This is a genomic window from Pantoea sp. B65 (assembly GCF_047308185.1).
Classification (GTDB): domain Bacteria; phylum Pseudomonadota; class Gammaproteobacteria; order Enterobacterales; family Enterobacteriaceae; genus Erwinia.
In genome coordinates this window covers 203,594-229,447 of the sequence record NZ_JAHXPU010000023.1, presented here as the reverse complement: position 1 = coordinate 229,447, position 25,854 = coordinate 203,594, and the positions used below count along the sequence as shown (strand labels likewise).

21 protein-coding genes, 1 pseudogene and 1 riboswitch are annotated in these 25,854 nt (G+C 56.3%); of the genes and pseudogenes, 8 read left to right on the top strand and 14 right to left on the bottom strand.

Features of this window, described 5'->3' with window-relative positions; translation table 11 throughout:
- Window positions 1-76 precede the first annotated feature (76 nt).
- The 13 genes from murG to ilvI all read right to left on the bottom strand — a co-directional run bounded on the left by murG (window position 77) and on the right by ilvI (window position 15,084).
- Window positions 77-1,138: an undecaprenyldiphospho-muramoylpentapeptide beta-N-acetylglucosaminyltransferase gene (gene murG, locus JWF83_RS11055; RefSeq protein ID WP_413650253.1), complete on the bottom strand. Its 1,062-nt coding sequence runs from the start codon at window positions 1,136-1,138 to the stop codon at window positions 77-79.
- A complete protein-coding gene (gene ftsW / locus JWF83_RS11050; RefSeq protein ID WP_413650252.1) occupies window positions 1,135-2,349 on the bottom strand; it encodes a cell division protein FtsW in 1,215 nt (404 codons plus the stop codon). The genes murG and ftsW overlap by 4 nt, the downstream gene beginning before the upstream one ends.
- Entirely contained in the window at window positions 2,349-3,665 is a 1,317-nt protein-coding gene (gene murD / locus JWF83_RS11045) for a UDP-N-acetylmuramoyl-L-alanine--D-glutamate ligase (protein ID WP_413650251.1), read from the bottom strand. Before murD ends, ftsW begins: the two co-directional genes overlap by 1 nt.
- 2 nt (window positions 3,666-3,667) lie before the next feature.
- The gene (gene mraY, locus JWF83_RS11040) at window positions 3,668-4,750 is read right to left on the bottom strand and encodes a phospho-N-acetylmuramoyl-pentapeptide-transferase (protein WP_413650250.1); all 1,083 of its coding nucleotides are present in this window, start codon (window positions 4,748-4,750) and stop codon (window positions 3,668-3,670) included.
- Complete coding sequence (gene murF, locus JWF83_RS11035) at window positions 4,744-6,105, bottom strand: UDP-N-acetylmuramoyl-tripeptide--D-alanyl-D-alanine ligase (protein WP_413650249.1); 1,362 nt, start codon at window positions 6,103-6,105, stop codon at window positions 4,744-4,746. Before murF ends, mraY begins: the two co-directional genes overlap by 7 nt.
- The gene (murE, locus tag JWF83_RS11030; RefSeq protein ID WP_413650248.1) at window positions 6,102-7,589 is read right to left on the bottom strand and encodes a UDP-N-acetylmuramoyl-L-alanyl-D-glutamate--2,6-diaminopimelate ligase; all 1,488 of its coding nucleotides are present in this window, start codon (window positions 7,587-7,589) and stop codon (window positions 6,102-6,104) included. The genes murF and murE overlap by 4 nt, the downstream gene beginning before the upstream one ends.
- The gene (locus JWF83_RS11025; protein ID WP_413650247.1) at window positions 7,576-9,342 is read right to left on the bottom strand and encodes a peptidoglycan glycosyltransferase FtsI; all 1,767 of its coding nucleotides are present in this window, start codon (window positions 9,340-9,342) and stop codon (window positions 7,576-7,578) included. The genes murE and JWF83_RS11025 overlap by 14 nt, the downstream gene beginning before the upstream one ends.
- A gap of 15 nt (window positions 9,343-9,357) precedes the next feature.
- Window positions 9,358-9,678: a cell division protein FtsL gene (gene ftsL, locus JWF83_RS11020; RefSeq protein ID WP_413650246.1), complete on the bottom strand. Its 321-nt coding sequence runs from the start codon at window positions 9,676-9,678 to the stop codon at window positions 9,358-9,360.
- Window positions 9,675-10,616: a 16S rRNA (cytosine(1402)-N(4))-methyltransferase RsmH gene (gene rsmH / locus JWF83_RS11015; protein ID WP_413650245.1), complete on the bottom strand. Its 942-nt coding sequence runs from the start codon at window positions 10,614-10,616 to the stop codon at window positions 9,675-9,677. The genes ftsL and rsmH overlap by 4 nt, the downstream gene beginning before the upstream one ends.
- Window positions 10,617-10,618: 2 nt before the next feature.
- Entirely contained in the window at window positions 10,619-11,077 is a 459-nt protein-coding gene (mraZ, locus tag JWF83_RS11010; RefSeq protein WP_413650244.1) for a division/cell wall cluster transcriptional repressor MraZ, read from the bottom strand.
- Between the two features lie 537 nt (window positions 11,078-11,614).
- Window positions 11,615-12,625, bottom strand: coding sequence for a catabolite repressor/activator (gene cra, locus JWF83_RS11005; RefSeq protein WP_413650337.1), 1,011 nt, complete (start codon window positions 12,623-12,625; stop codon window positions 11,615-11,617).
- Between the two features lie 240 nt (window positions 12,626-12,865).
- Window positions 12,866-13,357, bottom strand: a complete 492-nt coding sequence (gene ilvN / locus JWF83_RS11000) for an acetolactate synthase small subunit (protein ID WP_413650243.1) — start codon at window positions 13,355-13,357, stop codon at window positions 12,866-12,868.
- 2 nt (window positions 13,358-13,359) lie between these two features.
- Complete coding sequence (gene ilvI / locus JWF83_RS10995; protein ID WP_413650242.1) at window positions 13,360-15,084, bottom strand: acetolactate synthase 3 large subunit; 1,725 nt, start codon at window positions 15,082-15,084, stop codon at window positions 13,360-13,362.
- A 481-nt stretch (window positions 15,085-15,565) separates the two neighbouring features.
- Between ilvI and leuL the strand changes: the two genes are divergently transcribed.
- The 5 genes from leuL (at window position 15,566) to leuD (ending at window position 20,432) form a co-directional block, all read left to right on the top strand.
- Window positions 15,566-15,664, top strand: coding sequence for a leu operon leader peptide (leuL, locus tag JWF83_RS10990; RefSeq protein ID WP_413650241.1), 99 nt, complete (start codon window positions 15,566-15,568; stop codon window positions 15,662-15,664).
- Between the two features lie 88 nt (window positions 15,665-15,752).
- On the top strand, window positions 15,753-17,321 hold the full coding sequence (gene leuA / locus JWF83_RS10985) for a 2-isopropylmalate synthase (protein ID WP_413650240.1): 1,569 nt from the start codon (window positions 15,753-15,755) through the stop codon (window positions 17,319-17,321).
- Window positions 17,322-17,323: 2 nt separating this feature from the next.
- A complete protein-coding gene (gene leuB, locus JWF83_RS10980) occupies window positions 17,324-18,415 on the top strand; it encodes a 3-isopropylmalate dehydrogenase (RefSeq protein ID WP_413650239.1) in 1,092 nt (363 codons plus the stop codon).
- A gap of 3 nt (window positions 18,416-18,418) precedes the next feature.
- Complete coding sequence (gene leuC, locus JWF83_RS10975; RefSeq protein ID WP_413650238.1) at window positions 18,419-19,819, top strand: 3-isopropylmalate dehydratase large subunit; 1,401 nt, start codon at window positions 18,419-18,421, stop codon at window positions 19,817-19,819.
- 10 nt (window positions 19,820-19,829) lie between these two features.
- Window positions 19,830-20,432 (top strand): 3-isopropylmalate dehydratase small subunit, encoded by a 603-nt coding sequence (gene leuD, locus JWF83_RS10970; protein ID WP_413650237.1) that lies wholly within the window; start codon window positions 19,830-19,832, stop codon window positions 20,430-20,432.
- Between the two features lie 170 nt (window positions 20,433-20,602).
- On the opposite strand, the gene JWF83_RS10965 is transcribed toward leuD, so the two are convergent.
- Complete coding sequence (locus JWF83_RS10965; RefSeq protein WP_413650236.1) at window positions 20,603-21,781, bottom strand: sugar efflux transporter; 1,179 nt, start codon at window positions 21,779-21,781, stop codon at window positions 20,603-20,605.
- Between the two features lie 262 nt (window positions 21,782-22,043).
- Here JWF83_RS10965 and sgrR point away from each other — a divergent pair, with 262 nt between their 5' ends.
- The 3 genes and pseudogenes from sgrR to thiP form a co-directional block, all read left to right on the top strand.
- Window positions 22,044-23,705, top strand: a complete 1,662-nt coding sequence (gene sgrR / locus JWF83_RS10960) for an HTH-type transcriptional regulator SgrR (RefSeq protein ID WP_413650235.1) — start codon at window positions 22,044-22,046, stop codon at window positions 23,703-23,705.
- Between the two features lie 155 nt (window positions 23,706-23,860).
- A riboswitch (TPP riboswitch) is annotated at window positions 23,861-23,968 on the top strand.
- A gap of 47 nt (window positions 23,969-24,015) precedes the next feature.
- Entirely contained in the window at window positions 24,016-25,002 is a 987-nt protein-coding gene (gene thiB, locus JWF83_RS10955; protein WP_413650234.1) for a thiamine ABC transporter substrate binding subunit, read from the top strand.
- Window positions 24,978-25,854: pseudogene (gene thiP, locus JWF83_RS10950) on the top strand (thiamine/thiamine pyrophosphate ABC transporter permease); the annotation flags it as partial. The gene thiB and the pseudogene thiP, both read left to right, overlap by 25 nt.

Here is a 25,854-nt window from a genome sequence, read left to right as displayed (position 1 = left end):
GGGCGAATAAATTCGCCCCATTACGGGCCGGATTAATCCGGCCCAACGGGCGGCATCACTGCCGCACCTGGATTATTTATTTACGTGCTGCCGCGCTCACCGCTTCAGCAACCCGCTCGGTAGCATCCGGAATCGACACCGCTCGTGCCTTTACCGCCATCTGCTGCAGTACCGGGCGATCCCAGCCTGCCAGCGTGGTTGCTACCACCTCCGCAGTAAACTGCGGCTGTTCGAAAATTTTGGCCGCGCCCGCCTGCTCCAGCGGCAGCGCATTCCAGTACTGCTGACGATCTTTATGCTGAAACGGCACAAAAATCGCCGGTAAACCTGCCGCCGCCACTTCGCTGACGGTCAGCGCGCCGGAACGGCACACCACCACATCCGCCCAGGCGTAGGCTGCAGCCATATCATCGATAAACTCGGTGACCTTATGCTGCGTCTGCCCGACCTGCTGATAGGCCTGCACCACCGTCGCTAATGCGCCCTTCCCGGTCTGATGCCATAAGCTGATGCTGTCGCCCAGTATCACCGCCACTTGCGGCAGCGTCTGGTTCAGCACCCGCGCGCCCTGGCTACCGCCGATCACTAATACGCGCACCGGCCCTTCACGCCCGGCTAAACGCTGTTGCGGCAGCGCCAGCGCCAGCACGTCGGTACGCACCGGGTTGCCCACCACATCGGCAGTCGGGAACGCCCCGGGAAATGCCTGCAGCACTTTGCTGGCAATTTTCGCCAGCCACTTGTTGGTCAGGCCGGCAATCCCGTTCTGCTCATGCAGCACCACCGGAATCCCGCAACTCCACGCCGCCAGACCGCCAGGGCCAGAGACATAACCGCCCATCCCCAGCACCACATCCGGCCGGTAAGCCTGCATAATGGCGCGCGCCTGGCGCCATGCGCAGAAAATACGCATCGGCGCCAGCAGCAGCGCTTTCACCCCTTTGCCCCGCAGGCCAGAGATGCGAATAAAATCAATTTCAATACCGTTCTTCGGTACTAAATCCGCTTCCATGCGATCAGCGGTGCCCAGCCAGCGCACCTGCCAGCCTTGCGCCATCAGATGGTGCGCTACCGCCAGCCCGGGAAAAACATGTCCACCGGTTCCGCCAGCCATCACCATCAGTCGCTTACCACTCATCGACCACCTCGTGTAAACGCCTGGGCTTTTGCCAGACGCGTTTCATAATCAATACGCAACAACAGGACGATGGCCGTCGACATAATAATCAGACTGGAACCACCGTAACTGATCAGCGGCAACGTCAGACCTTTGGTCGGCAACATACCGGCTGCAGCGCCGACGTTAACCAGCGCCTGAAAGCTGAACCAGACGCCAATCGAACAGGCCAGAAAACCGGAAAAACGCTGGTCAAGCTCTAAGGCGCGACGACCAATCGACATCGCCCGAAAAGCGACGAAGAATACCATTAACAGGGCTAAAACCACACCGATATAACCCAGTTCTTCCCCGATAATCGAGAAAATGAAGTCAGTATGCGCCTCAGGTAAATACTCCAGCTTTTGCACCGAATTACCCAGTCCCTGCCCCCAGAATTCGCCACGGCCAAAGGCCATCAAAGACTGGGTTAACTGGTAACCACTACCGAATGGATCCTCCCACGGATCCCAGAAAGAGGTCACGCGGCGCATACGATAGGGTTCAGCCACAATCAGCAGGCAAACAGCGAAGATCCCCGAGCCGATAATCGCCAGAAATTGCCATAATTTCGCCCCGGCGAGGAACAACATCGCCAGAGTGGTGACAAACAGCACCACCACGGTACCGAGGTCCGGCTGCGCCAGCAGTAACACCGCCAGCACCACCATCACCCCCATCGGTTTGCAGAAGCCCCAGAAGTTGTTACGCACCTCTTCCACTTTGCGCACCAGATAGCTGGCGAGATAGCAGAACAGCGACAACTTCGACAGCTCCGCCGGCTGAATACGCAGCGGTCCGAGGGCAATCCAGCGCGAGGCGCCGTTTACCGAACTGCCCACCACCAGCACAATCAGCAGCATCACCACCGAGGCCAGCAGCATAATATTGCTGTAGCGCTGCCAGACATCCATTGGCACCCGCAGGGTAACCAGCGCCATCACAAACGCCAGCACCAGATAGAACGCATCACGTTTGGCGAAAAAGAACGGATCATTCGACAAACGCTGACCCACCGGCATGGAAGCCGAGGTCACCATCACAAAACCAATAATCGCCAGACCAAAGGTCAGCCACAGCAGAGTGCGGTCATACAACACCATTGATGTCGCATCGTTTTCACGCGCGCCCATCACCCACTCTTTCAGGCGTTGGGTGATGCCACCGGCCAGACTCAGCCCCGGAAAACGCATCAGCCCAGTTCCTTTGCCAGTTGCGCGAAATAGTCGCCGCGCTGTTCAAAGTTGCGGAACTGATCGAGGCTGGCGCAGGCTGGCGACAACAGCACCATATCGCCCGGCTGCACTTGCGCGGCAATTTGCGTCATCGCCTGCTGCATGGTCCCGGTCTGTACCGCAATCTCCGGACGTAAAGCGGCCAGTTCCGCCCCGTCGCGCCCGAAGCAGTAAATGCGCACGTTATCGCCCTGCAGGTAGCGCGCCAGCGGGCTGAAATCCGCCGATTTACCGTCGCCACCCAGTAGCAGCCACAGCGTGCCTTTCACCTTCAGGCCATTCAGCGCCGCTTCGGTGCTGCCGACATTGGTGGCTTTGGAATCATTAATCCAGCGCACGCCATTGTGCTCATACACCAGCTGAAAACGGTGCGCGAGGCCACTAAAGGTGGTCAGCGCCTGCAGGCTGGTGGCGCGCGGCAGACCGACGGCATCGGCCAGCGCCAGCGCGGCCAGCGCATTGGTATAGTTATGCTGTCCGACCAGCGTCATCTCCGCGGTATTCAGCACTTTTTCGCCGTTAACCCGCAGCCAGATACTGCCCTGCTGACGATTCAGGTGATAGTCGCCGACATCAACGCCAAAGCTGATGCAGCGCTTATCGGCGCCGCGTACCGGCATGGTCAGCGCATCATCCGCATTGACGACACACACTTCCGCGTGTTCATAAATCTTTAACTTGGCGGCACGATACTGCTGCAAACCGAGTGGGTAGCGATCCATATGGTCCTCAGTGACATTGAGGATGGTGGCCGCCGCCGCTTTCAGGCTGTACGTGGTCTCCAGCTGAAAACTGGAAAGCTCCAGCACATACAGCTGAGGCGGATTCTGCAGCAGGGTCAGCGCCGGCAGGCCGATATTACCGCCAACCCCCACGGTCCAGCCTGCCGCCTGCGCCATCGCTCCCACCAGCGTGGTAACGGTGCTTTTGCCGTTAGAGCCGGTAATCGCCACAATCGGCGCTTTCGCTTCGCGACAAAACAGCTCGATATCGCCAATAATCTCTACGCCCTTTGCCGCGGCATCCAGCAGCGAAGGATGCGCCAGCGCGATACCCGGGCTGGCGATAATCAGGTCGGCGCTCTGCAGCCAGCTGTCATCCAGTGAACCTAAATGGCGTTCCACCGCTTCCGGCAGCTTGTCGAGGCCCGGCGGCGACAGTCGGGTATCCATTACGCGGGGCGTAACGCCCTGCGCTAAAAAGAAATCAACACAGGAAAGCCCGGTCAGACCGAGGCCGATGATGACAACTTTTTTACCCTGATAGTCTGCCATGATTAACGTACCTTCAGCGTTGCCAGGCCAATCAGCACCAGCATCAGCGAAATAATCCAGAAGCGCACGATCACGCGCGGTTCCGGCCAGCCCTTCAATTCATAGTGATGATGAATCGGCGCCATGCGGAAAATACGTTGTCCGCGCAGCTTGAACGATCCAACCTGCAGGATCACCGACAGCGTTTCCACCACGAACACGCCGCCCATAATCACCAGCAGAAACTCCTGACGCAGCAGCACGGCGATAGTGCCAAGCGCGCCGCCCAGCGCCAGTGAACCGACATCACCCATAAATACCTGCGCCGGATAGGTGTTGAACCATAAGAAACCCAACCCGGCGCCCACAATTGCCGTACAGACAATCACCAGCTCACCCGCATGCCGCAGATAAGGAATATGTAAGTAGGCGGCGAAATTCACGTTACCGGTCGCCCAGGCCACCAGCGCAAAGCCTGCCGCCACAAATACCGTTGGCATAATCGCCAGGCCGTCGAGACCATCGGTCAGGTTGACGGCATTACTGGTGCCGACAATCACGAAATAGGCCAGCAGCAGATAGAGCAGCCCCAACTGCGGCATAATGTCTTTAAAGAACGGCACCACCAGCTCAGTGGCCGGGGTGTCTTTGCCGATGGCATACATAACGAAAGCCACTGCCAGGGCAATCACCGACTGCCAGAAATACTTCCAGCGGGCGATCAGTCCTTTGGTGTCTTTACGCACCACTTTGCGGTAATCATCAACAAAACCGACAATGCCATAGCCCACCAGCACAAACAGCACGCACCAGACGTAAGGGTTCGACGGATAGGCCCACATCAGCACCGAAATGGTGATTGAGGTGAGGATCATAATGCCGCCCATGGTTGGCGTACCACGTTTACTAAAGTGCGACTCAGGACCGTCGTTACGAACAACCTGACCAATCTGTAATTTTTGCAGCCACGCAATCAGATGCGGCCCCATCCACAGCGAAAGAAACAGTGCGGTCAGCAGGCTGACAATGGCGCGAAACGTCAGATAGGAAAAGACGTTAAAGCCGGAATAAAAAGCGACCAGATGTTCGGCCAGCCAGACTAACATGTTCCTTTCTCCTGTAAGCTCTGTACTACCTGCTCCATGGCGGCACTACGAGAACCTTTAACTAAAATAGTCATCTCTTGATGTTCCGACAGCAGCGTCAATAAACGTTCAGTCAGCGCTGCTTTTTGCTGGAAGTGTTCGCCCACACCGCTGGCATCGCTGATGCCTTTACTTAGCGAACCGACACTCAATACTTTATCAATCCCCGCCAGACGCGCCGCTTCGCCGACTTCGCGATGGCACTCCGCCGCTTCTGCGCCCAGTTCAGCCATATCGCCGACCACCATCACGCGATAGCCGGGCATCTCTGCCAGCACCTGCGCCGCGGCGGTCATCGAACCGACATTGGCGTTATAGCTGTCATCAAGCAGCAGTTGCTGGCGGTTAAGCACAATCGGGAATAAACGCCCCGGCACCGCCTGCAGCGTGGCTAAACCCTGCTGAATGGCGCTCAGCGGCGCATCAACCGACAGGGCCAGCGCCGCCGCCGCCAGGGCGTTAGCGATATTGTGGCGGCCAGGCAGCGGCAGCGTAACGTCAACCGCGCCGGCCGGGGTGTTCAGAGTGAAGCAGGTGCCCTGAGTGGCGAAACGGATATCGCTGGCCCAGAAATCGCTGTCCGGCTGTGGTTCAGGTGAAAAGCGCCAGACGGTTTTATGCTGCAGATGATTCTGCCAGTGCGGCCAGTCATGGCTGTCAGCATTGATAATCGCGGTGCCGTTTGCCGGCAGACCGTTGAAAATTTCGCCTTTGGCTTGCGCCACTCCCGCGAGGGAACCAAAACCTTCCAGATGGGCCGCCGCGAGATTATTTACCAGCGCGCTTTCCGGCCGGGTCAAATCGGTGGTGTAAGCAATCTCCCCCTGGTGGTTGGCGCCCAGTTCAATTACCGCATACTGATGCCCGGCGGTCAGACGCAGCAGCGTCAGCGGCACGCCGATATCATTATTCAGATTACCGGCGGTATAGAGGGTTTCACCGCAAACGCGCAGGATGGCGGCGGTCATCTCTTTCACCGAGGTTTTCCCGGACGAACCGGTTAACGCCACCACGCGCGCGCTGCTCTGCTGACGCACCCAGGCAGCCAGCTGGCCGAGCGCCAGGCGCGTGTCTTTCACCACCACCTGCGGCACCGCCACTGGTAAGTGCTTACTTACCAATAATGCAGAGGCGCCGCTGGCAATCGCATCGCCGACAAAATCATGGGCATCAAAACGTTCACCCTGCAGGGCAATAAACAGCACCCCGGCGGTAACCTTACGGGTATCGGTGGTCACCGCAGCAATCGTCAGATCGCCGCCCACCAGCTTGCCGCCGGTGACAGCCGCCAACTGCTCTAATGACAGCGCAATCATGCCACCACTCCCAGCAGACGGGCGACCGTCACGCGATCGGAGTAATCAAGGCGGCGGTTGCCGACCAGCTGATAATCTTCATGACCTTTACCGGCCACCAGAACTAAATCATCAGGCTGCGCCTGCATTACGGCGTTAGTGACCGCTTGCGCACGTCCGTGGACCACCCGGGCGCGACCGGCGTCAAGCAGGCCGGTAAGAATATCTGCAACAATCGCCGCCGGCTCTTCGCTGCGTGGGTTATCATCCGTGATCACCACCACATCGGCGAACTGCTCGGCAATGGCCCCCATCAACGGACGCTTACCTTTGTCGCGATCGCCGCCGCAACCGAAGACGCACCACAGCTGGCCTTTACAGTGCAGGCGTGCCGCTTCCAGCGCTTTCTCCAGCGCATCCGGGGTATGGGCATAATCCACCACCACCGTCGGTTTCGCCGGGGCGTTAAATACTTCCATGCGGCCACAGACCGGCAGCAACTGATTACCGCTGGCAATCAGCGATGCCAGCGGATAATCCAGCGCCAGTAACGTTGCCAGCGCCACCAGCAGGTTACTGACGTTAAACGCCCCCATCAGGCGGCTGTCAATTTCACCGTTACCCCAGCTGGATTCAAAGCGCACCGTCGCGCCGTTATCGTGGTACACCACATCCGTGGCTTTTAACCAGCGGCCGCGGCAACCGGGCTGCAGGTTATTTTCCATGGTGACCGCCACCGCATCCGGCAGACTTTGTAACCAGCGGAAACCGACTTCATCGTCGGCATTGATAATGATCTGACCAACCTGATGCTCAGAAAACAACAGCCACTTAGCGGCTTCATAGCGCGTCATATCACCGTGATAGTCGAGATGATCGCGGCTGAGATTGGTAAAGGCGGCGGCGGCAAACGGCAGCGCCGCAACACGATGCTGCACCAGACCGTGCGAAGAGACTTCCATCGCCGCCAGCGTCGCGCCCTGCTTCACCAGCGCATGTAAAACGTGCTGCACATCCACCGCCGAACCGGTGGTGTTTTCCGCCGCAATCAGCTGGCCATACAAACCATTACCGACGGTACCCATCACCGCGCCGGTCTCGCCCAGCAGGGTGGCCCACTGCGCCAACAGCTGGGTAGTGGTGGTCTTACCGTTGGTGCCGGTGACGCCAATCAGGCGCAGTTGTTCGCCCGGTTGCTGATAAAAACGTCCGGCCAGCGCCGACAGACGCTGCGGCAGCTGCGAAAGATAAATCACCGGTACGCCGTGCATTTCGCTGATATCACCATCGGCCGCGACGCCTTCGGCTTCGGCAATCACTGCCGCCACCCCCTGCGCAATCGCCTGCGGAATAAAACGTCGCCCGTCGGCCTGATGGCCTGCAATCGCCACAAACAGATCGCCGGATGCCGCCTGGCGGCTATCCAGTGTCATTTCACGAAGCGGTCGCTCCGGTGCGCCAGGCACCCACGGAGCCAGTAGGTCGCGCAAATTACGATCTGTCACCTGTTCCCTCATTCTTGTTAATTACCACGTCGTTTTTGTCGCTGGTCGGTAACGCATCCGGCTCAACGTTCATGGTGCGTAATACGCCGCCCATGATGGCGCCAAACACCGGTGCGGATACCGCACCACCATAATATTTCCCGGCCTGTGGATCGTTAATCACCACCACCAGGGCAAAACGAGGATGGCTGGCAGGCGCAACGCCTGCGGTATAAGCAATGTATTTATTCACGTAGCTACCATCCGGACCGACTTTCTTCGCAGTACCGGTCTTAATCGCAATGCGATAGCCTTTAATGGCGGCTTTTACCCCGCCGCCGCCCGGCAGGGCGACGCTTTCCATCATATGCACCACGGTCTTCACCAGATCTTCCGGGAAGACACGCTCGCCAGAGACTGGCGGATCAACTTTGGTAATCGACAGCGGGCGGGCAATGCCATAGCTGCCAATGGTTGCGTAGACTCGCGCTAACTGTAACGGCGTTACCATTAGCCCGTAGCCGAAAGAGAAGGTGGCCCTCTCTATGTCAGACCACCGTTGTTTTTGAGGATATAAGCCACTGCTTTCTCCGACCAATCCCAAATTGGTCGCCTTTCCCAGTCCAAAGCGTGCGTAAGTATCCACTAACGCTGAGGACGGCATCGCTAACGCCAGCTTGGAAACGCCGACGTTACTCGATTTCTGCAAGACCCCGGTCAGGGTCAGTTCGCTGTAGCGCGCAACGTCCTTAATTTCATGGCCGTTAATGCGATACGGGACAGTATTCAGTACGCTATTTTCTTTCACCACGCCGCGCTGCAACGCGGTCATCACCACCATCGGCTTCACCGTGGAACCGGGTTCGAAGATGTCGGTGATCGCACGGTTACGCATCACATCCTTCGGCGTTCCGCTCAGGTTATTCGGGTTATATGCCGGGCTATTGGCCATCGCCAGTACTTCGCCGGTCGTGACGTCCACCAGTACCGCCGTGCCGGATTCCGCTTTGTTAAATGCCACGGCGTTATTCAGTTCGCGGTAAACCAGCGCCTGCAGACGCTCATCGATACTCAGTGCGAGGTTATGCGCCGCCTGACTATCGACCGAGGAGATATCTTCAATCACCCGGCCAAAGCGGTCTTTACGCACGGTACGTTCGCCAGGCTGGCCGGTGAGCCACTTGTCGAAGCTCTTCTCCACCCCTTCAATGCCCTGACCATCGATATTGGTAAAGCCAATCAGATGCGAGGTCACCTGCCCCGCCGGATAGTAACGGCGTGACTCTTCGCGCAGATAGATGCCCGGGAGCTTCAGTTTTTTGATGTAGTCGCCAATCGCCGGATTGATCTGACGCGCGAGATAGACAAAGCGCCCTTTCGGGTTGGCATTAACCCGCGCCGCCAGTTGATCGAGGGGAATAGAGAGCGCATCAGACAGCGCTTTCCAGCGGCTGTCGAGGCTGATGCCGCCATGTTCATTTAACTCTTTTGGATCGGCCCAGATAGCGTTGACCGGAACGCTGACCGCCAGCGGACGCCCGGCGCGGTCGCTAATCATGCCGCGCGAAGTGGGGATCGCCTGTACGCGCAGTGAACGCATATCGCCTTCACGCACCAGTTTGTCCGGGTTAATCACCTGCAGATAAGCCACGCGCAGCAGCAAACCCACCAGCGCCAGTAAAATACAACCGCACAGCAACGCAAAACGCCAGCTTACAAAGCTGGCCTGATCTTCCTGTCGTTTCAATTTAAGCGTTTTGGTCGCGGCTCTCATTGAGTCCGTGGTTCCTTATTGCTGTACCACTATATTTTCCTGCGCCGGATCGACATGCTGCATTTGCAGCTTCTCGGTCGCGGTACGCTCGACCCGGCTATGATCGCCGAGGGCATTTTCTTCCAGAATCAGGTTGCGCCATTCGATATCCAGCGCGTCACGCTCCAATACCATTTGCTCACGCTGCGCCGTCAGCAGACGGGTTTTGTGGGCAGTCGTTACCACCAGCACCGCAGAAACCAGCACCGCCACCAGCAGAATCAGCGGGATCTTGCCATGACGCAGCAAGTCTCCGGCGATCACCGCAGGTAAGCTATGGCGCTCGTTACCAATCACGTTGCGGTCCTTTCCGCAATACGCAGCACAGAGCTACGCGCCCGCGGATTCTCAGCCACTTCCGCATCGCCCGGCATCATCTTGCCGAGCGCTTTCAACTGGCGGCCACCCAGGCTCTGCAACTGCGCTTCGGTCATCGGGATCCCCGCCGGTACCTGCGGGCCGCGACTCTGCTCACGCATAAAACGTTTCACAATACGATCTTCCAGCGAGTGAAAACTGATCACCGATAAGCGTCCTGCCGGAGCCAGCGCCGTCAGCGCGCCTTTCAGCGCCAGTTCAATCTCTTCCAGTTCACTGTTTACCCAGATACGGATGGCCTGAAAACTACGCGTCGCCGGATGCTTAAACTTGTCTTTCACCGGCGTCGCCGCGTAGATCACATCGGCAAGTTCTTTGGTACGCGTCATTGGCTGTTCACGATTGCGCTCGACGATGGCGCGCGCAATGCGTTTGGCAAAGCGCTCTTCACCGAAGGTCTTCAGGACAAAGACAATGTCGTTCTCTTCGGCATGCAACAACCATTCAGCGGCGGAGTGGCCGCGCGTCGGATCCATCCTCATATCCAGTGGTCCGTCACGCATAAAGGAAAATCCGCGTTCTGCATCATCCAGCTGCGGCGACGAGACGCCAAGATCCAACAAAATACCGTCGATCTTGCCGGTCAGTCCCCGTTCTTCCACATACTCTGCCAAAGCGGAAAACGGGCCATGAATGATGTTAAAACGTGGATCGGTAATCTCTGCAGCAGCGGCGATAGCTTGCGGATCACGATCGATGGCGTACAGACGACCTTGCTCTCCCAGCTGGGAAAGAATCAGGCGCGAATGCCCTCCGCGCCCGAACGTGCCATCAATATAGATGCCGTTATCCTTCAGGTTGAGGCCATTTACCGCCTCGTCTAACAGCACCGTGGTATGTTTAAAATTATCCTGCATAGCTATAGCGACAAATCCTGCAATCGATCAGATAACGGCTCCTGACTCGACTGCTCAGCGTCAATATCTTCCCTGACTTGTTGATACCAGGTCTGTTCATCCCACAGCTCAAACTTATTGAACTGTCCAACCAGCATCACTTCTTTGGTCAGGCTCGCATGTTGACGAAGGGTGTTCGCCAGCAGTAAACGACCTGCATTATCCATCTGACACTCACTGGCATGCCCAAGTAACAGTCGCTGTACACGACGTTCGGCGGGGTTCATGCTGGACAAGCGAGACAGCTTTTGTTCAATGATTTCCCATTCGGGCAGGGTGTAAAGCAACAGGCATGGCTGGTGGAGGTCAATGGTACAGACCATTTGCCCCTGAGATTCCCCGATCAGCATTTCGCGGTAGCGCGTCGGAACGGCGAGCCGCCCTTTGCTGTCGAGATTGACTAACGTTGCCCCACGGAACATGCCAGCCTCACCCCTCGGTTACCCCGTTTCACCACTTTACACCACAAATTCCCACTAAAAGAGTTTACGGAGCGAAGGAAAACATTGTCAAGCCGCAGTACCGGCCTGATGACATTATTTCTGAAAGGTTGTAAAGGGAGGGGAGTTAAAAAAAAGCCTGCCTGATACAAAACAAAAAAATAAGCCGATGAATAATGACAAAAAATTCACATTAACTTTAATTATGCTCAAAAATATAGCAGCCAAAAGCCAATGAAATTAAACTGCAAACTTTGCGAGCCGGTTTGCATTTTAAGGTATTTCCGAGAGATTGCACAGAGGGTTAGCGCCTGACGGGGCCTGAACGGAAGCGAAAATGGTGTCCCGGCAGGTCGTTGGAGGTTTTTACTATAAACATCGGCAGCGGCAATACTTACTTTAATTTACGTAAACCGCGGCTGTTGCTTTGAAATTTATCCGGCTATTTTTTGTGGTAGTTAAATTTCAATCAAAATATTAATAAATGTAAAAAAGGCAGCAACCGCTGCCTCTCTTTTTTTAACTGCTCTTGCGGCTTAATTTCCCGCGGCGAAACAGATTACGCCGAATGCGGGTTAAACCCGGCTTCGGTTTGCGCGGTTCATCAAGGCTGGCCAGCACCAGTTCCAGCACCCGCTCCGCCACATCGCGATGACGCTGCGCCACCGCCAGTACCGGACACTCAAGGAAATCAAGCAGTTCATGGTCGCCAAAGGTGGCAATCGCCAGATCAACCGGCAGGCGCCCTTCACGTTTCAGCGTCACATCCATCACGCCCTGCAACAAGCCAAAGGAGGTGGTAAACAGCGCCTCCGGCATCGGATGGTCCTCAAGATACTTCTCAAACAGCGCGGCCGACGCGGTACGCTCGTAGCTGTTGGCGTAAATAAAATCAATTTTACGCTCATCTCCCTGCCACGCCTGACGAAACCCCGCCTCGCGTAAAAAGCTGACGGAGAGTTCCGGCAGAGCGCCGAGGTACAGTACATTTTTCACCGGCAGTTTACGCAGTTCCGCCGCCAGCATTTCCGCATCATCCTGATCGGCGCCGACCACACTGGTGAAATGTTCACGATCCAGCGCGCGGTCCAGGGCGATAATCGGCAGCGGATCGTTGATCCAGCGCTGATAGAACGGATGCTCCGGCGGCAAGGCAGTGGAAACAATAATGGCGTCGACCTGGCGCTGCAGCAGATGCTCAATGCAACGCATCTCATTTTCCGGCAGGTCTTCAGAGCAGGCGATCAGCAGCTGATAGCCGCGCTGACGCGCCTGACGTTCAAGATAGTTGGCGATGCGCGTGTAGCTGGTATTCTCCAGATCGGGAATAACCAGGCCAATCGAGCGCGTACGACCGGCACGCAGGCCTGCCGCAACCGCATTGGGATGGTAATTATGCTCACGCACCACCGACATCACTTTCTCGACGGTTTTATCGCTGACACGATACTGCTTTGCTTTGCCATTAATGACATAGCTGGCGGTCGTACGCGAAACACCGGCGAGGCGCGCAATTTCATCCAGTTTCACAATAACCCCACACTTCAGCGGCCACGACCGTGCTATTAATAGCCATGTCGTAGCCATGGATAAGACCTTTGTTACATCTAACAGCAGAAAAGATTGGTGAGCAACCGCTTTTCATCGACTTAGCGGCGCTAACCGGCAAAAGTAACAATCTGTTGAGGGGGAGTGGCACTTTTTGCGGCAGATAAAAAAACCCGGCCGGAGCCGGGTTCGGAGAACGCTTCACCCCCGGAGAGGTGCGCCTTAGCGCATAATACGGTCGCCGCGCGACACGCCGACAATACCGGAACGTGCTACTTCAACGATTTCCGCCACTTCGCGTACGGTGTTGAGGAAAGCGTCCAGCTTGTCACTGGTCCCGGCCAGCTGAACCGTGTAAAGCGTCGGCGTAACGTCAATAATTTGACCACGGAAAATTTCCGCGCTGCGCTTCACTTCTTCACGTCCGTAACCGCTGGCCTGGATCTTCACCAGCATGATTTCACGTTCAACGTGCGAGCCCTGGCCCAGTTCGCTGACGCGCAGCACATCCACCAGTTTGTGCAGCTGCTTTTCAATCTGCTCCAGCACTTTCTCGTCGCCGACGGTTTGAATCGTCATGCGCGATAGCGTCGGGTCGTCGGTCGGCGCCACGGTCAGGCTTTCGATATTATAACCGCGCTGCGAAAACAGGCCGACTACGCGGGACAATGCGCCGGATTCGTTCTCCAGCAATACTGATAAAATACGACGCATGATTATGTCCTCTCCGTTTTGCTCAGCCACATCTCGTCCATACCGCCACCGCGAATATGCATCGGGTAGACGTGCTCGGTGCCATCGACGTTCACGTCAACAAACACCAGGCGCCCTTTGCCCAGCTCTTCCAGCGCGTGCGTCAGCTTATCTTCCAGCTCTTCCGGATGATTAATCGCCACACCCACGTGCCCGTAGGCTTCCGCCAGGCGCACAAAATCAGGCAGCGACTGCATATAGGATTGCGAATGGCGTCCGGAATAGATCATATCCTGCCACTGCTTCACCATCCCGAGGTAACGGTTGTTCAGGTTCAGCACCAGTACCGGAATACCGTATTGCAGCGCGGTGGAAAGTTCCTGGATATTCATCTGAATACTGCCATCGCCGGTGACACACACCACCGTCTCTTCCGGCAGGGCTAACTTCACGCCCAGCGCCGCCGGCAGGCCGAAGCCCATGGTGCCGAGACCACCGGAGTTGATCCAGCGACGCGGCTTATCAAACTGATAGTAGAGCGCGGCGAACATCTGATGCTGACCGACATCGGAGGTCACATAGGCATCGCCATGGGTCAGACGACAGATAGTTTCGATCACCGCCTGCGGCTTGATCTTGTCGCTGCTGCGATCGAATTCCAGACACTTACGCGAGCGCCACTGATCGATGCTCTGCCACCAGTCGCGCAGACTGTCGAAATTCTGGCTGGCGTCGGATTGCCCCAACAGTTCCAGCATCTGCTCCAGCACCTGTTTCGCATCGCCGACAATCGGCACATCCGCCGGAACAGTTTTCGAAATTGACGTCGGGTCGATATCGATATGCAGCACCGTGGCATTCGGGCAGTATTTGGCCAGATTGTTGGTGGTGCGGTCATCGAAACGCACGCCGACCGCGAAGATCACATCGGAGTGATGCATCGTCATATTGGCTTCATAGGTGCCGTGCATGCCCAGCATGCCGATACACTGGCGATGGCTGCCCGGGAAAGCCCCCAGCCCCATCAGGGAGGTGGTTACCGGAACATTGAGTTTTTCCGCCAGCTCGCGCAGTTGATCGTGGCATGCGGCGTTGATCACCCCGCCGCCGGCGTAAATAACCGGTTTCTGCGCCGCTAACAGCGTTTGCAGCGCACGCTTAATCTGGCCTTTATGCCCCTGAGTGGTCGGGTTATAAGAGCGCATGCTCACCGACTCCGGCCAGGTGTACGGCAGTTTGTTTGCCGGGTTAAGAATATCTTTTGGCAGATCGATAACCACCGGCCCCGGACGACCGCTGGCCGCCAGCCAGAAGGCTTTTTTAATCACGCCGGGGATATCTTCGGTGTGTTTCACCAGGAAACTGTGCTTTACCACCGGGCGGGAGATCCCCACCATGTCGCACTCCTGGAACGCATCGTAGCCAATCAGCGACGAGGCCACCTGGCCGGACAGTACCACCAGTGGAATCGAGTCCATATAGGCAGTGGCAATGCCGGTAATGGCATTGGTGGCGCCCGGACCCGAGGTCACCAGCACCACGCCGACTTCCCCGGTGGCGCGCGCATAGCCATCAGCCATATGCACCGCGCCCTGTTCGTGACGCACCAGCACATGGTCGACGCCGCCGACCGTTTGCAGAGCGTCATAAATATCCAATACCGCTCCGCCCGGATAACCGAACACATGTTTCACGCCCTGATCGATTAACGATCGGACTACCATCTCGGCTCCTGACAACATCTCCATTTTCGCCTCCAGGCTTAAGATACTGATTCTACTGACTCTATTCGCTTGCCATAAGCGCTGCGCCACAAAACGAAGCGTCGCACAGACGATGCCAGAGGAAGGCAGAACCTTGGGTTTTATTCACAGATTATGGAAATCGTTTCCACAACCCAGGTACAGGGTAAGTGATGCCCTTGCTGATTTCTCGTTAGAGTTGTGCATTTACCATAACCGCGAAAAAGTTGGCAGGCAAACGACAAACGCAGCTTCGTGGATAACGCATAAAATTAAGCATCTGCGGGAAAGGGACTGGCTTCGACATTTTCACTGAGGCGGCGGCCAACAAAAGCGGTTTATTCTGTCTGTGAAACCATCAACAGTGTGATCTTATTGTTATTAAAATTAAGCCGGAAGTTATGAAACCGCCACCCGGCAATTGGCGCCGGTCTGATGGTTGACATCGCCCGCTGAAACACGTATCACTATTGGCAACAGAAATTTTATGGGGTTTGATTCAATGATTGGCAACTTCCGCCTACTCGGTCTACTACTAAACGCATCTTCTTTGCGCGGTAGGCTTGTGGGCGAAATCAGTCACTGATTCAGACTCGCAAAACTAACAAAACCCGCGCCGATGCGCGGGTTTTTTTATGCTCGCGTTACAGGCAAATACATACAGGACAGCTACGATGAGCCAACAAGTAATTATTTTCGATACCACTCTGCGCGATGGCGAGCAGGCGTTGCAGGCCAGCCTGAGTGTTAAAGAAAAACTGCAGATTGCTCTGGCGCTGGAGCGCATGGGCGTCGACGTAATGGAAGTCGGTTTCCCGATCTCCTCCCCGGGTGACTTTGAATCGGTACAGACCATTGCGCGCCAGGTTAAAAACAGCCGCGTTTGCGCCCTGGCGCGTTGCGTCGAGAAAGATATCGACGCCGCTTATGAAGCGCTGCGCATTGCTGATGCCTATCGTATTCACACCTTCCTCGCCACCTCGCCGATGCATATCGCCACTAAATTGCGCAGCACCCTGCCGGAAGTGATCGAACGCGCGGTGAGCATGATCAAGCGGGCGCGTAACTATACTGACGATGTCGAATTCTCCTGCGAAGATGGCGGCCGTACGCCGATTGACGATCTGTGTCGGGTAGTGGAAGCGGCGATTAACGCCGGCGCCACCACCATCAACATCCCGGACACCGTCGGCTACACCCTGCCAGACGAATACAGCAACATCATCTCTTCACTGATTGCCCGCGTACCCAATATTGATAAAGCAATTCTGTCAGTACATACCCATGATGACCTGGGGATGGCGGTTGGCAACTCTATCGCCGCGGTGCGCGCCGGCGCCCGTCAGGTGGAAGGTACGCTGAATGGGCTGGGTGAGCGCGCCGGTAACTGTGCGCTGGAAGAAGTGATTATGGCGATCAAAACCCGCAGCCAGATGATGAATGTGCATACCAATATCCGTCATCAGGAAATCTATCGCACCAGCCAGATTGTCAGCCAGATCTGCAATATGCCGATCCCGGCCAATAAAGCGATTGTCGGCTCCAATGCCTTTGCCCACTCCTCCGGTATCCACCAGGACGGCGTACTGAAAAACCGTGAAAACTACGAAATCCTGACGCCAGAGTCGATCGGCCTGCATAAAATCCAGCTGAACCTGACTTCACGCTCGGGCCGTGCGGCGGTGAAACACCGGATGGAAGAGATGGGTTACAAAGAGACCGATTACAGTCTGGATGCGCTGTATGACGCCTTTCTGAAGCTGGCCGACAAAAAAGGCCAGGTATTTGATTACGACCTGGAAGCGCTGGCGTTTATCAACAAACAGAATGAAGAACCCGAGCACTACCAGCTGAAAGATTTCAACGTGCAATCAGGTTCCAGCATTAACGCCACCGCCTCGGTTAACCTCGGCTGTGGCGACGAGCAGAAATCGGAAGCGGCAACCGGAAATGGTCCGGTGGACGCGGTATATCAGGCGATCAACCGCATCACCGAGTTTGATACTGAACTGGTGAAATATCAGCTGACCGCCAAAGGTCACGGCAAAGATGCGCTGGGCCAGGTGGATATCGTGGTCAACTACAATGGCCGTAAATTCCACGGCGTCGGTCTGGCCACCGATATCGTTGAATCTTCCGCCAAAGCGATGATTAACGCCTTAAACAACATCTGGCGCGCACGTCAGGTTGAGCAAGAATTGCAACGCAAATTTAAGAATAAAGACCAGAAGGAAACGGTGTAATTATGTCTAAAACTTATCATATCGCGGTGCTGCCGGGTGACGGCATTGGCCCGGAAGTCATGGCGCAGGCGGCAAAGGTACTGGACGCCATTCGCCAGCGTTTCGCCATGCGCATTACCACCAGCGAATATGACATTGGTGGCATCGCCATCGATCGTCACGGCATGCCATTGCCGCCGGCAACCATTGCCGGTTGCGAGCAGGCGGATGCGATTCTGTTTGGCTCGGTGGGCGGCCCGAAATGGGAACATTTACCGCCAGCCGAACAGCCTGAGCGCGGCGCGCTGCTGCCACTGCGTAAACACTTTAAACTGTTCAGCAACCTGCGTCCGGCCAGCCTGTATAAAGGTCTGGAAGCCTTTTGTCCGCTGCGCCGCGATATCGCCGATAAAGGCTTTGATATCCTGTGCGTCCGGGAACTGACCGGCGGTATCTATTTCGGCCAGCCGAAAGGTCGTGAAGGCAGCGGGATGCATGAACGTGCGTTTGATACCGAGGTCTATCACCGGTTTGAGATTGAACGTATCGCGCGCATCGCGTTTGAATCGGCGCGCAAACGCCGCAACAAAGTGACCTCCATCGATAAAGCCAACGTGCTGCAGACCTCAGTGATGTGGCGTGAAATTGTCAGCGAAATCGGCAAAGAGTACCCGGATGTGGCGCTCAGCCATATGTATATCGACAATGCCACCATGCAGCTGATTAAAGATCCATCACAGTTTGACGTGCTGCTTTGCTCTAACCTTTTTGGTGACATTCTGTCCGATGAGTGCGCGATGATCACCGGTTCAATGGGCATGCTGCCTTCGGCCAGCCTGAACGAACAGGGCTTTGGTCTGTATGAACCTGCTGGCGGTTCAGCACCGGATATTGCCGGGAAAAACATCGCTAACCCGATTGCGCAAATTCTCTCGCTGACGCTGCTGCTCCGTTACAGCCTGGAAGCAGACGCGGCGGCTGACGCCATTGAGCGCGCCATTAACCGCGCGCTGGAAGAGGGTTTCCGCACCAGCGATTTAGCCGGTGACGGTCAGGCAATCAGTACCGATGAAATGGGCTCAATCATTGCCCGGTTTATCACCGAGGAACAGTAAAAAATGGGTAAGACATTATACCAGAAGTTATTTGATGCGCATGTGGTGCGCGAAGTGGCTAACGAAACACCGCTGCTGTATATCGATCGCCACTTAGTGCACGAAGTCACTTCACCGCAGGCATTTGATGGCCTGCGGGCGCACGGTCGTCCGCTACGTCAGCCGTCGAAGACGTTCGCCACCATGGACCATAATGTCTCCACCCAGACTAAAGATATCAACGCGTCAGGCGAGATGGCGCGTATCCAGATGCAGGAGCTGATCAAAAACTGCGCTGAGTTTGGCGTGCAGCTGTATGATTTGAACCACCCTTTTCAGGGTATTGTGCATGTGGTCGGCCCTGAGCAGGGTATGACCCTGCCGGGCGCCACGCTGGTTTGCGGTGACTCCCATACCTCTACCCACGGCGCCTTTGGCGCGCTGGCGTTTGGCATCGGCACCTCGGAAGTGGAGCATGTGCTGGCGACGCAGACTCTGAAACAGAGTCGCGCCAAAGCCATGAAGATCGAAGTCACGGGCAAAACCGCGCCGGGGATCACGGCCAAAGATATCGTGCTGGCGGTTATCGGTAAAACCGGTAGCGCCGGCGGCACCGGTCATGTGGTGGAATTCTGCGGCGAAGCGGTGGAAGCGCTGAGCATGGAAGGCCGCATGACGCTGTGTAATATGGCGATTGAGCTGGGGGCGAAAGCCGGTCTGGTCGCGCCTGACGACACCACCTTTGCCTATCTGAAAGGGCGTCAGTTCGCGCCGCAAGGCGAAGCGTGGCTGCAGGCGGTGGAGTACTGGCGCAGCCTGAAATCCGACAGCGACGCGCATTTTGATACGGTGGTGACGCTGAATGCGGCAGAGGTTGCTCCGCAGGTCACCTGGGGCACCAATCCGGGCCAGGTGATTGCGGTTAACCAGCGGATCCCTGAACCGGCCTCCTTTAGCGATCCGGTCGAACGCGCATCCGCCGAGAAAGCGCTGGCCTATATGGATCTGCAGCCGGGCATTAAAATGACCGACGTGCGTATCGATAAAGTATTTATTGGCTCCTGCACCAACTCGCGGATTGAAGATCTGCGCGCGGCGGCGGCCATTGCCAAAGGACGCAAAGTGGCGCAGGGGGTGCAGGCGATTGTGGTTCCCGGTTCCGGCCCGGTCAAAGCCCAGGCGGAAGCGGAAGGTCTGGATAAGATCTTTCTTGATGCCGGTTTCGAATGGCGCCTGCCGGGTTGCTCGATGTGTCTGGCGATGAACAATGACCGTCTGAACCCCGGCGAGCGTTGCGCCTCCACCAGCAACCGCAACTTTGAAGGTCGCCAGGGGCGCGATGGCCGTACTCATCTGCTGAGTCCGGCCATGGCGGCGGCGGCGGCGGTCACCGGCCACTTCGCTGATATCCGCGAACTGCATTAAGGAAAACACCATGGCGAAGAAATTTACTCAGCATAGCGGGATTGTGGTGCCGATCGATGCGGCGAATGTCGACACCGATGCCATTCTTCCGAAGCAGTTTCTGCAGAAAGTGACGCGTAGCGGTTTCGGCGAGCACCTGTTTCACGACTGGCGTTATCTGGATGCCGCCGGAACCCAGCCGAATCCGCAGTTCATCCTGAATAAGCCGGCGTTTAAAGGCGCCAGTATTTTACTGGCGCGGGAGAACTTTGGTTGTGGTTCATCACGTGAACATGCGCCATGGGCGCTGACTGATTACGGTATTCAGGCGGTGATAGCGCCGGGCTTTGCCGATATCTTTTACGGTAACGCGTTTAATAACCAGCTATTGCCGGTCACCCTGACGGAACCGCAGGTGGATGAGCTATTTGCGCTGGTGGCAGCCGAACCGGGCGTCAGCTTTACTGTGGATCTGGAGAACATGGAAGTGATTGCCGCGGGTAAGCACTACCACTTTGAGCTCGACAGTTTCCGCCGCCACTGCATGATTAACGGCCTCGACAGTATTGGTCTGACGTTGCAGCATGATGCCGAGATTGCTGATTACGAGCGCCGGCAACCGACGTTTCTGTAATGCAGGCGGCATAACCAATGCCGCCGGAAAAATATTCAGATAACGCCATGTAGGGGCGGGATTTATTCCGCCCGTGCCGACGATTTCATCCATGGTAATGACGGGATTTATTCCGCCCGTGCCGACGACTTCACCCATGGTAATGACGGGATTTATTCCGCCCTGCTGCTTTATACGTCCTTCACCTTTAACGACAGCACCAGCGCCAGAATCGATAACAGTAACGCCAGCCAGTACACCGAATAGTGCCCCCAGGTTTCTGATAATGCCCCCTGCAATACCCCGGCAAGGATCACCCCGGTAGAAATACTGTTGGTAAACAGCGTGGTCGCGGCTCCTGGCCGCCCCGGCATCAGGTCCTGAAAATAGAGCATGCCAATCCCGGCGATAATACCGATAAAAATAGCATTAAAAATCTGTATCGCCATTAATGCGCTACGCGACTGAAACAGTACCAGCCCGAGATAAAACAGCACCCCTGAGGCAATGGCAAACAGCATCATATTGCGTTTGCCGAAGCGCTTAACATAATGCCCGGCCAGCAGCATCGCCGGGATCTCCAGCCCGGCGGCAGTCCCCATCAGTAGCCCCGCCAGCCGATCCGGCAACCCGAGCACGCTGCTAATATACAGCGGCATATCAATGATATACATGGTATTACAGGTCCACATAATCATCGAAGCGAGAAACAGCATACGCACATCACTGTTTTTCCAGGCGCTGATTTGCGTCAGCAGCACTTCAGAAGACTGCTCCACACGCGGCACCGAAGGCAGGGCAAACCAGATCAGCGCCAGACAGATCACAAACAGCGCCGCCGCCACCAGAAACATGCTGGTGAAACCATAATTCAGCGCCAGAGCAAAGGAGAGGGGTGGCCCGATAACCCACGCCAGCGACAGCTGCGCACGCATCACCGAACTGAACATCACCACTTCGCGCGCCGAACTGTCGGCATACTCGCGCGCCAGAGCAAAGATCTGCGGCATCGCCACGCTGGCCAGCGACGACAGAAACACCCCCAGCGTAATCAGCGTCAGGTAGTGACGGTTAAAGGCGAACAGTACGGCATTAAGTAACGCCATCCCGCAGCAGAACAGAATCAGCATACGCCGGTCGCCGCGGTTGTCGGAACGCTTCGCCAGCAGCAAACTCACCGCGATACCGGCAATCGCATTGACGGTATAAAACAGTCCGACCCAGAACGGGCGCACGGCCACTTCACGGGATAAAAACAGACTCAGGGTCGGCGCCTGTAGTGCGCCGGCGACCCCAATCATAAAGGAGACCACCATAAAGGCGAGGTAAACCGGATTAATGCGACGGCGGCGGGTAAGCAGCGATTTCATGCCTTGATCCTTGCAGGATGAAATAGGGATCATCAAATAAAACAACAAAACGAATAAGAAGCGTAGACGTAACCATAGCGAAAAGAAAAAAGCCAGCAACATAAAGTCGCTGGCAGGTCAAAAAAAAGCACCATACTCAGAAAGGGATGGTTGAGCACATCTTTAAACGATCCGGATGCCTCCCGCTCTTCCATCTGCCGCTATTATCGCCATAATACAGGAAATGAAAAACTGATAGCTTTCACCGCGGAGTTCCTCTTTTATGTCCTCTCCCCGCCTGCGCCAGCAATTTATTCGCCTGTGGCAAAGTTGTAACGGTCAGTCACACGAAACCACACTGAATGAACTGGCGCTGCAGCTCAGCTGTTCCCGCCGTCATATGCGTAACCTGCTGAACGCCATGCAGGCCGAGGGCTGGCTCGAGTGGCAGTCAGAGGCCGGACGCGGCAAGCGCTCGCTACTCAGCTTTCTGTATACCGGCCTGGCGCTGCAACAGCAGCGCGCCGAAGATCTGCTGGACCAGGACCGCATCGACCAGCTGGTGCAACTGGTGGGGGATAAAAACCAGGTGCGTCAGATGATTACCTCGCATCTTGGCCGCAGCTTCCGCCAGGGTAAGCATATTCTGCGCGTACTTTACTATCGTCCACTGGTGAATTTATTACCCGGTTCGCCGCTACGACGCTCAGAAACCCATATCGCCAGACAGATATTTAGCAGCCTGACGCGCATAAATGAGGAAAACGGGGAACTGGAACCCGATATTGCGCACCACTGGCAACAGATCTCGGCGACCCACTGGCGCTTCTATCTGCGACCGGCGATTCATTTTCATCATGGCCGCGAACTGGAGATGGAAGATGTGATCGCCACCCTGACGCGGCTTACCAGCCAGCCGCTCTTCAGCCATCTGAGCGTGATTGAATCTTCCCCCCCCTGGGCGCTCGATATTCATCTCAGCCAGCCGGATAACTGGCTGCCCTGGCTGTTAGGTAGCGTCAGCACCATGATCCTGCCGCGCGAATGGCCGACCCTGGCGGATTTTAGCCGTCAGCCAATCGGCACCGGACCCTACTCGGTAGTCCGCAATCAGCAGTCACAGTTAAAAATTCAGGCATTTGACGACTACTTCGGTTATCGCGCGCTCATTGATGAGGTGGCAATCTGGGTTCTGCCGGAAATTACTGATGAACTGGTCTATTCCGGCGTCAAACTGCAGGGTAACCAGCAGGATGAAAAGTCGGAAGAGAGCCGCCTTGAGGAGGGCTGCTATTTTCTGCTGTTTGACCAGCGCTCCGAACAGGGACGCAATGAGCAGGTGCGGCGCTGGATCAGCTATATCTTTAACCCGATAGCGATGCTGAATCATTCCGGTATCGGCTACCAGCGCTACTGGTTTCCCGCTTACGGGCTGTTGCCGCGCTGGCATCACCGTCGTGATATGACGCCAGCCAGTAAACCGGAAGGGCTGGAAACCTTAACCCTCACCTGGTACAGCGATCATATTGAGCATCAGGGGATCGCCAATGCGCTGGAGCCGATTCTGGCGGAATATGGCGTCAAACTGATCACTCAACAGGTGGACTATGACAGCTGGTATCGCGGTGATGCGCAGAGCGATATCTGGCTGGGTAGCGCCAACTTCACCCTGCCGTTAGAGTTTTCGCTCTTTTCCTTACTGTATGAAATTCCGCTGCTCCATCACTGCGTCAATATTGACTGGGAAAGTGATGCGCAACGCTGGCGTCAGCAGCAGCTGCCGCTGGCGGAGTGGAGTAAGCAACTGGTGGACAGCTACAGTCTGCACCCGCTGTTCCACCACTGGTTATTGCTGGAAGGCCAGCGCAGTATGCGTGGAGTGCGCATGAATACCCTCGGCTGGTTCGACTTTAAATCCGCCTGGTTTGCGCCGCCGGAATCATGACGCTTTTGTTGCCGGGCAGAAATCACTAGAATGGGCCGTTCTCAACGGGGTGCGGAAAAACCTTGTGTGGCGCAGGCGGCATACCTGCCGTCATTGTGGCTACGGAAAATCTTTGGCGCGGGCGGCATAAATGCCGCCTCGACACCCAATGATTTACAACACGGTAGGGGAGCCATTTATGGCTCCCGTCAAATTTCCGCTGAGACAGACCCGTCGAACCTGATCCGGTTAATACCGGCGTAGGGATTTGAGATTGCCCGTCACTCAGATCCTTTGCGACTCATAAAACTTCTCTTCAGGAGAGCGCAAAGTGTTAAAGAAAACCCTGCCATTACTGTTACTGCTGGCGACACCGGCTTTTGCCGCCAAACCGGTTCTGACCGTCTATACCTATGACTCCTTCTCAGCGGACTGGGGTCCCGGCCCGGCGGTGAAAAAAGCGTTTGAAGCCGACTGCAACTGCGAACTGAAATTCGTTGCTCTGGAAGATGGCGTTTCACTGCTGAACCGCCTGCGCATGGAAGGCAAAAACAGCAAAGCCGATGTGATCCTCGGCCTCGATAACAATCTGGTGCAGGCGGCGGAAAAAACCGGTCTGTTCAGCCCGGCCAAAGTCGATACCGGCGCGCTGAAAATTCCCGGCGGCTGGCATAACAGCACCTTTGTACCTTACGACTACGGCTACTTCGCCTTTGTCTATGACAAAACCAAAGTTAAAAACCCGCCGAAAAGCCTGAAAGAACTGGTCGACAGCGATCAACACTGGAAGGTGATCTATGAGGATCCCCGCACCAGTACGCCGGGCCTTGGCCTGTTGCTGTGGATGCAGAAAGTGTATGGCGATCAGGCGCCGCAGGCCTGGCAAAAGCTGGCGAAGAAAACCGTTACCGTCACCAAAGGCTGGAGCGAAGCCTATGGCCTGTTCCTGAAAGGCGAAGGCGACCTGGTACTGAGTTACACCACCTCGCCGGCTTATCATCTGATTGAAGAGAAGAAAGATCAGTACGCCGCTGCCGACTTCGCTGAAGGCCACTATCTGCAGGTCGAAGTGGCTGGCCAGCTGGCCAGCAGCAAACAGCCGGAACTGGCGCAGCGCTTTATGAAATTTATCGTCAGCCAGCCGTTCCAGCAAACCATCCCGACCGGCAACTGGATGTATCCGGTGATCGACAGCAAACTGCCGGACGGTTTTAGCACTCTCAGCGTGCCAAAAACCGCGCTGGAGTTCAGCTCGCAGCAAGTCGCCGATAAACGTAGCCAGTGGATCAGTGAATGGCAACGCGCCGTCAGCCGCTAATTGCTGGCTGGATGATCCCCGGCGGCCTGGCAGCGATACTGCTGGTCGCCGTGGCGCTACTGGCGCTTGGCGCTTTGTGGTTTAACGCGCCGGAAACCGACTGGCGCGTTATCTGGCACGATCGCTATCTGTGGCACGTACTGGGTTTCTCCTTCTGGCAGGCGCTGCTATCCGCGCTGCTGTCGGTGATGCCGGCAATACCGCTGGCGCGCGCGCTTTACCGGCGGCGTTTTCCCGGACGCCATGCGCTGCTGCGCCTGTGCGCCATGACGCTGGTGCTGCCGGTACTGGTGGCGGTGTTTGGCATCCTGAGCGTCTATGGCCGCGAAGGCTGGCTGGCGCATCTGTGTCAGCTAATCGGTATTGATTACCGCTTCTCCCCTTATGGCCTGCAGGGCATTCTGCTGGCCCATGTATTTTTTAATCTGCCGCTGGCCACCCGCCTGCTATTGCAGACGCTGGAAAATATTCCTGCCGAGCAGCGTCAGCTGGCGGCGCAGTTGGGTATGCGTGGCTGGCATCAGTTTCGTCTGGTGGAGTGGCCATGGCTGCGACGGCAAATACTGCCCGCCGCCGCGCTGATTTTTATGCTGTGCTTCGCCAGTTTTGCCACCGTCCTGTCGCTGGGCGGCGGCCCCAGAGCCACCACCATTGAGCTGGCTATCTTTCAGGCGCTCAGCTACGACTACGATGCTGGCCGTGCGGCATTGCTGGCGCTGCTGCAAATGTTCTGTTGTCTGGGTCTGGTAATGCTCAGCCAGCGCCTGAGCAAAGCGATCCCGGCGGGAAGCGCAACACTGGATGGCTGGCGTAACCCGGAAGATAGCCTGCGCGCCCGCCTCGCCGATAGCC

Excerpts from the sequence above, each read along its gene's own strand:
- JWF83_RS10965 (WP_413650236.1), bottom strand. The coding sequence starts at position 21,781 with ATGAAATCGCTGCTTACCCGCCGCCGTCGCATTAATCCGGTTTACCTC.
- JWF83_RS11025 (WP_413650247.1), bottom strand. The coding sequence starts at position 9,342 with ATGAGAGCCGCGACCAAAACGCTTAAATTGAAACGACAGGAAGATCAG.
- leuB (WP_413650239.1), top strand. The coding sequence starts at position 17,324 with ATGTCTAAAACTTATCATATCGCGGTGCTGCCGGGTGACGGCATTGGC.
- leuD (WP_413650237.1), top strand. The coding sequence starts at position 19,830 with ATGGCGAAGAAATTTACTCAGCATAGCGGGATTGTGGTGCCGATCGAT.
- ilvN (WP_413650243.1), bottom strand. The coding sequence starts at position 13,357 with ATGCGTCGTATTTTATCAGTATTGCTGGAGAACGAATCCGGCGCATTG.
- mraZ (WP_413650244.1), bottom strand. The coding sequence starts at position 11,077 with ATGTTCCGTGGGGCAACGTTAGTCAATCTCGACAGCAAAGGGCGGCTC.
- murG (WP_413650253.1), bottom strand. The coding sequence starts at position 1,138 with ATGAGTGGTAAGCGACTGATGGTGATGGCTGGCGGAACCGGTGGACAT.
- rsmH (WP_413650245.1), bottom strand. The coding sequence starts at position 10,616 with ATGCAGGATAATTTTAAACATACCACGGTGCTGTTAGACGAGGCGGTA.
- murD (WP_413650251.1), bottom strand. The coding sequence starts at position 3,665 with ATGGCAGACTATCAGGGTAAAAAAGTTGTCATCATCGGCCTCGGTCTG.
- ftsW (WP_413650252.1), bottom strand. The coding sequence starts at position 2,349 with ATGCGTTTTCCGGGGCTGAGTCTGGCCGGTGGCATCACCCAACGCCTG.
- leuA (WP_413650240.1), top strand. The coding sequence starts at position 15,753 with ATGAGCCAACAAGTAATTATTTTCGATACCACTCTGCGCGATGGCGAG.
- leuL (WP_413650241.1), top strand. The coding sequence starts at position 15,566 with ATGGGGTTTGATTCAATGATTGGCAACTTCCGCCTACTCGGTCTACTA.
- ilvI (WP_413650242.1), bottom strand. The coding sequence starts at position 15,084 with ATGGAGATGTTGTCAGGAGCCGAGATGGTAGTCCGATCGTTAATCGAT.
- mraY (WP_413650250.1), bottom strand. The coding sequence starts at position 4,750 with ATGTTAGTCTGGCTGGCCGAACATCTGGTCGCTTTTTATTCCGGCTTT.
- leuC (WP_413650238.1), top strand. The coding sequence starts at position 18,419 with ATGGGTAAGACATTATACCAGAAGTTATTTGATGCGCATGTGGTGCGC.
- sgrR (WP_413650235.1), top strand. The coding sequence starts at position 22,044 with ATGTCCTCTCCCCGCCTGCGCCAGCAATTTATTCGCCTGTGGCAAAGT.
- murF (WP_413650249.1), bottom strand. The coding sequence starts at position 6,105 with ATGATTGCGCTGTCATTAGAGCAGTTGGCGGCTGTCACCGGCGGCAAG.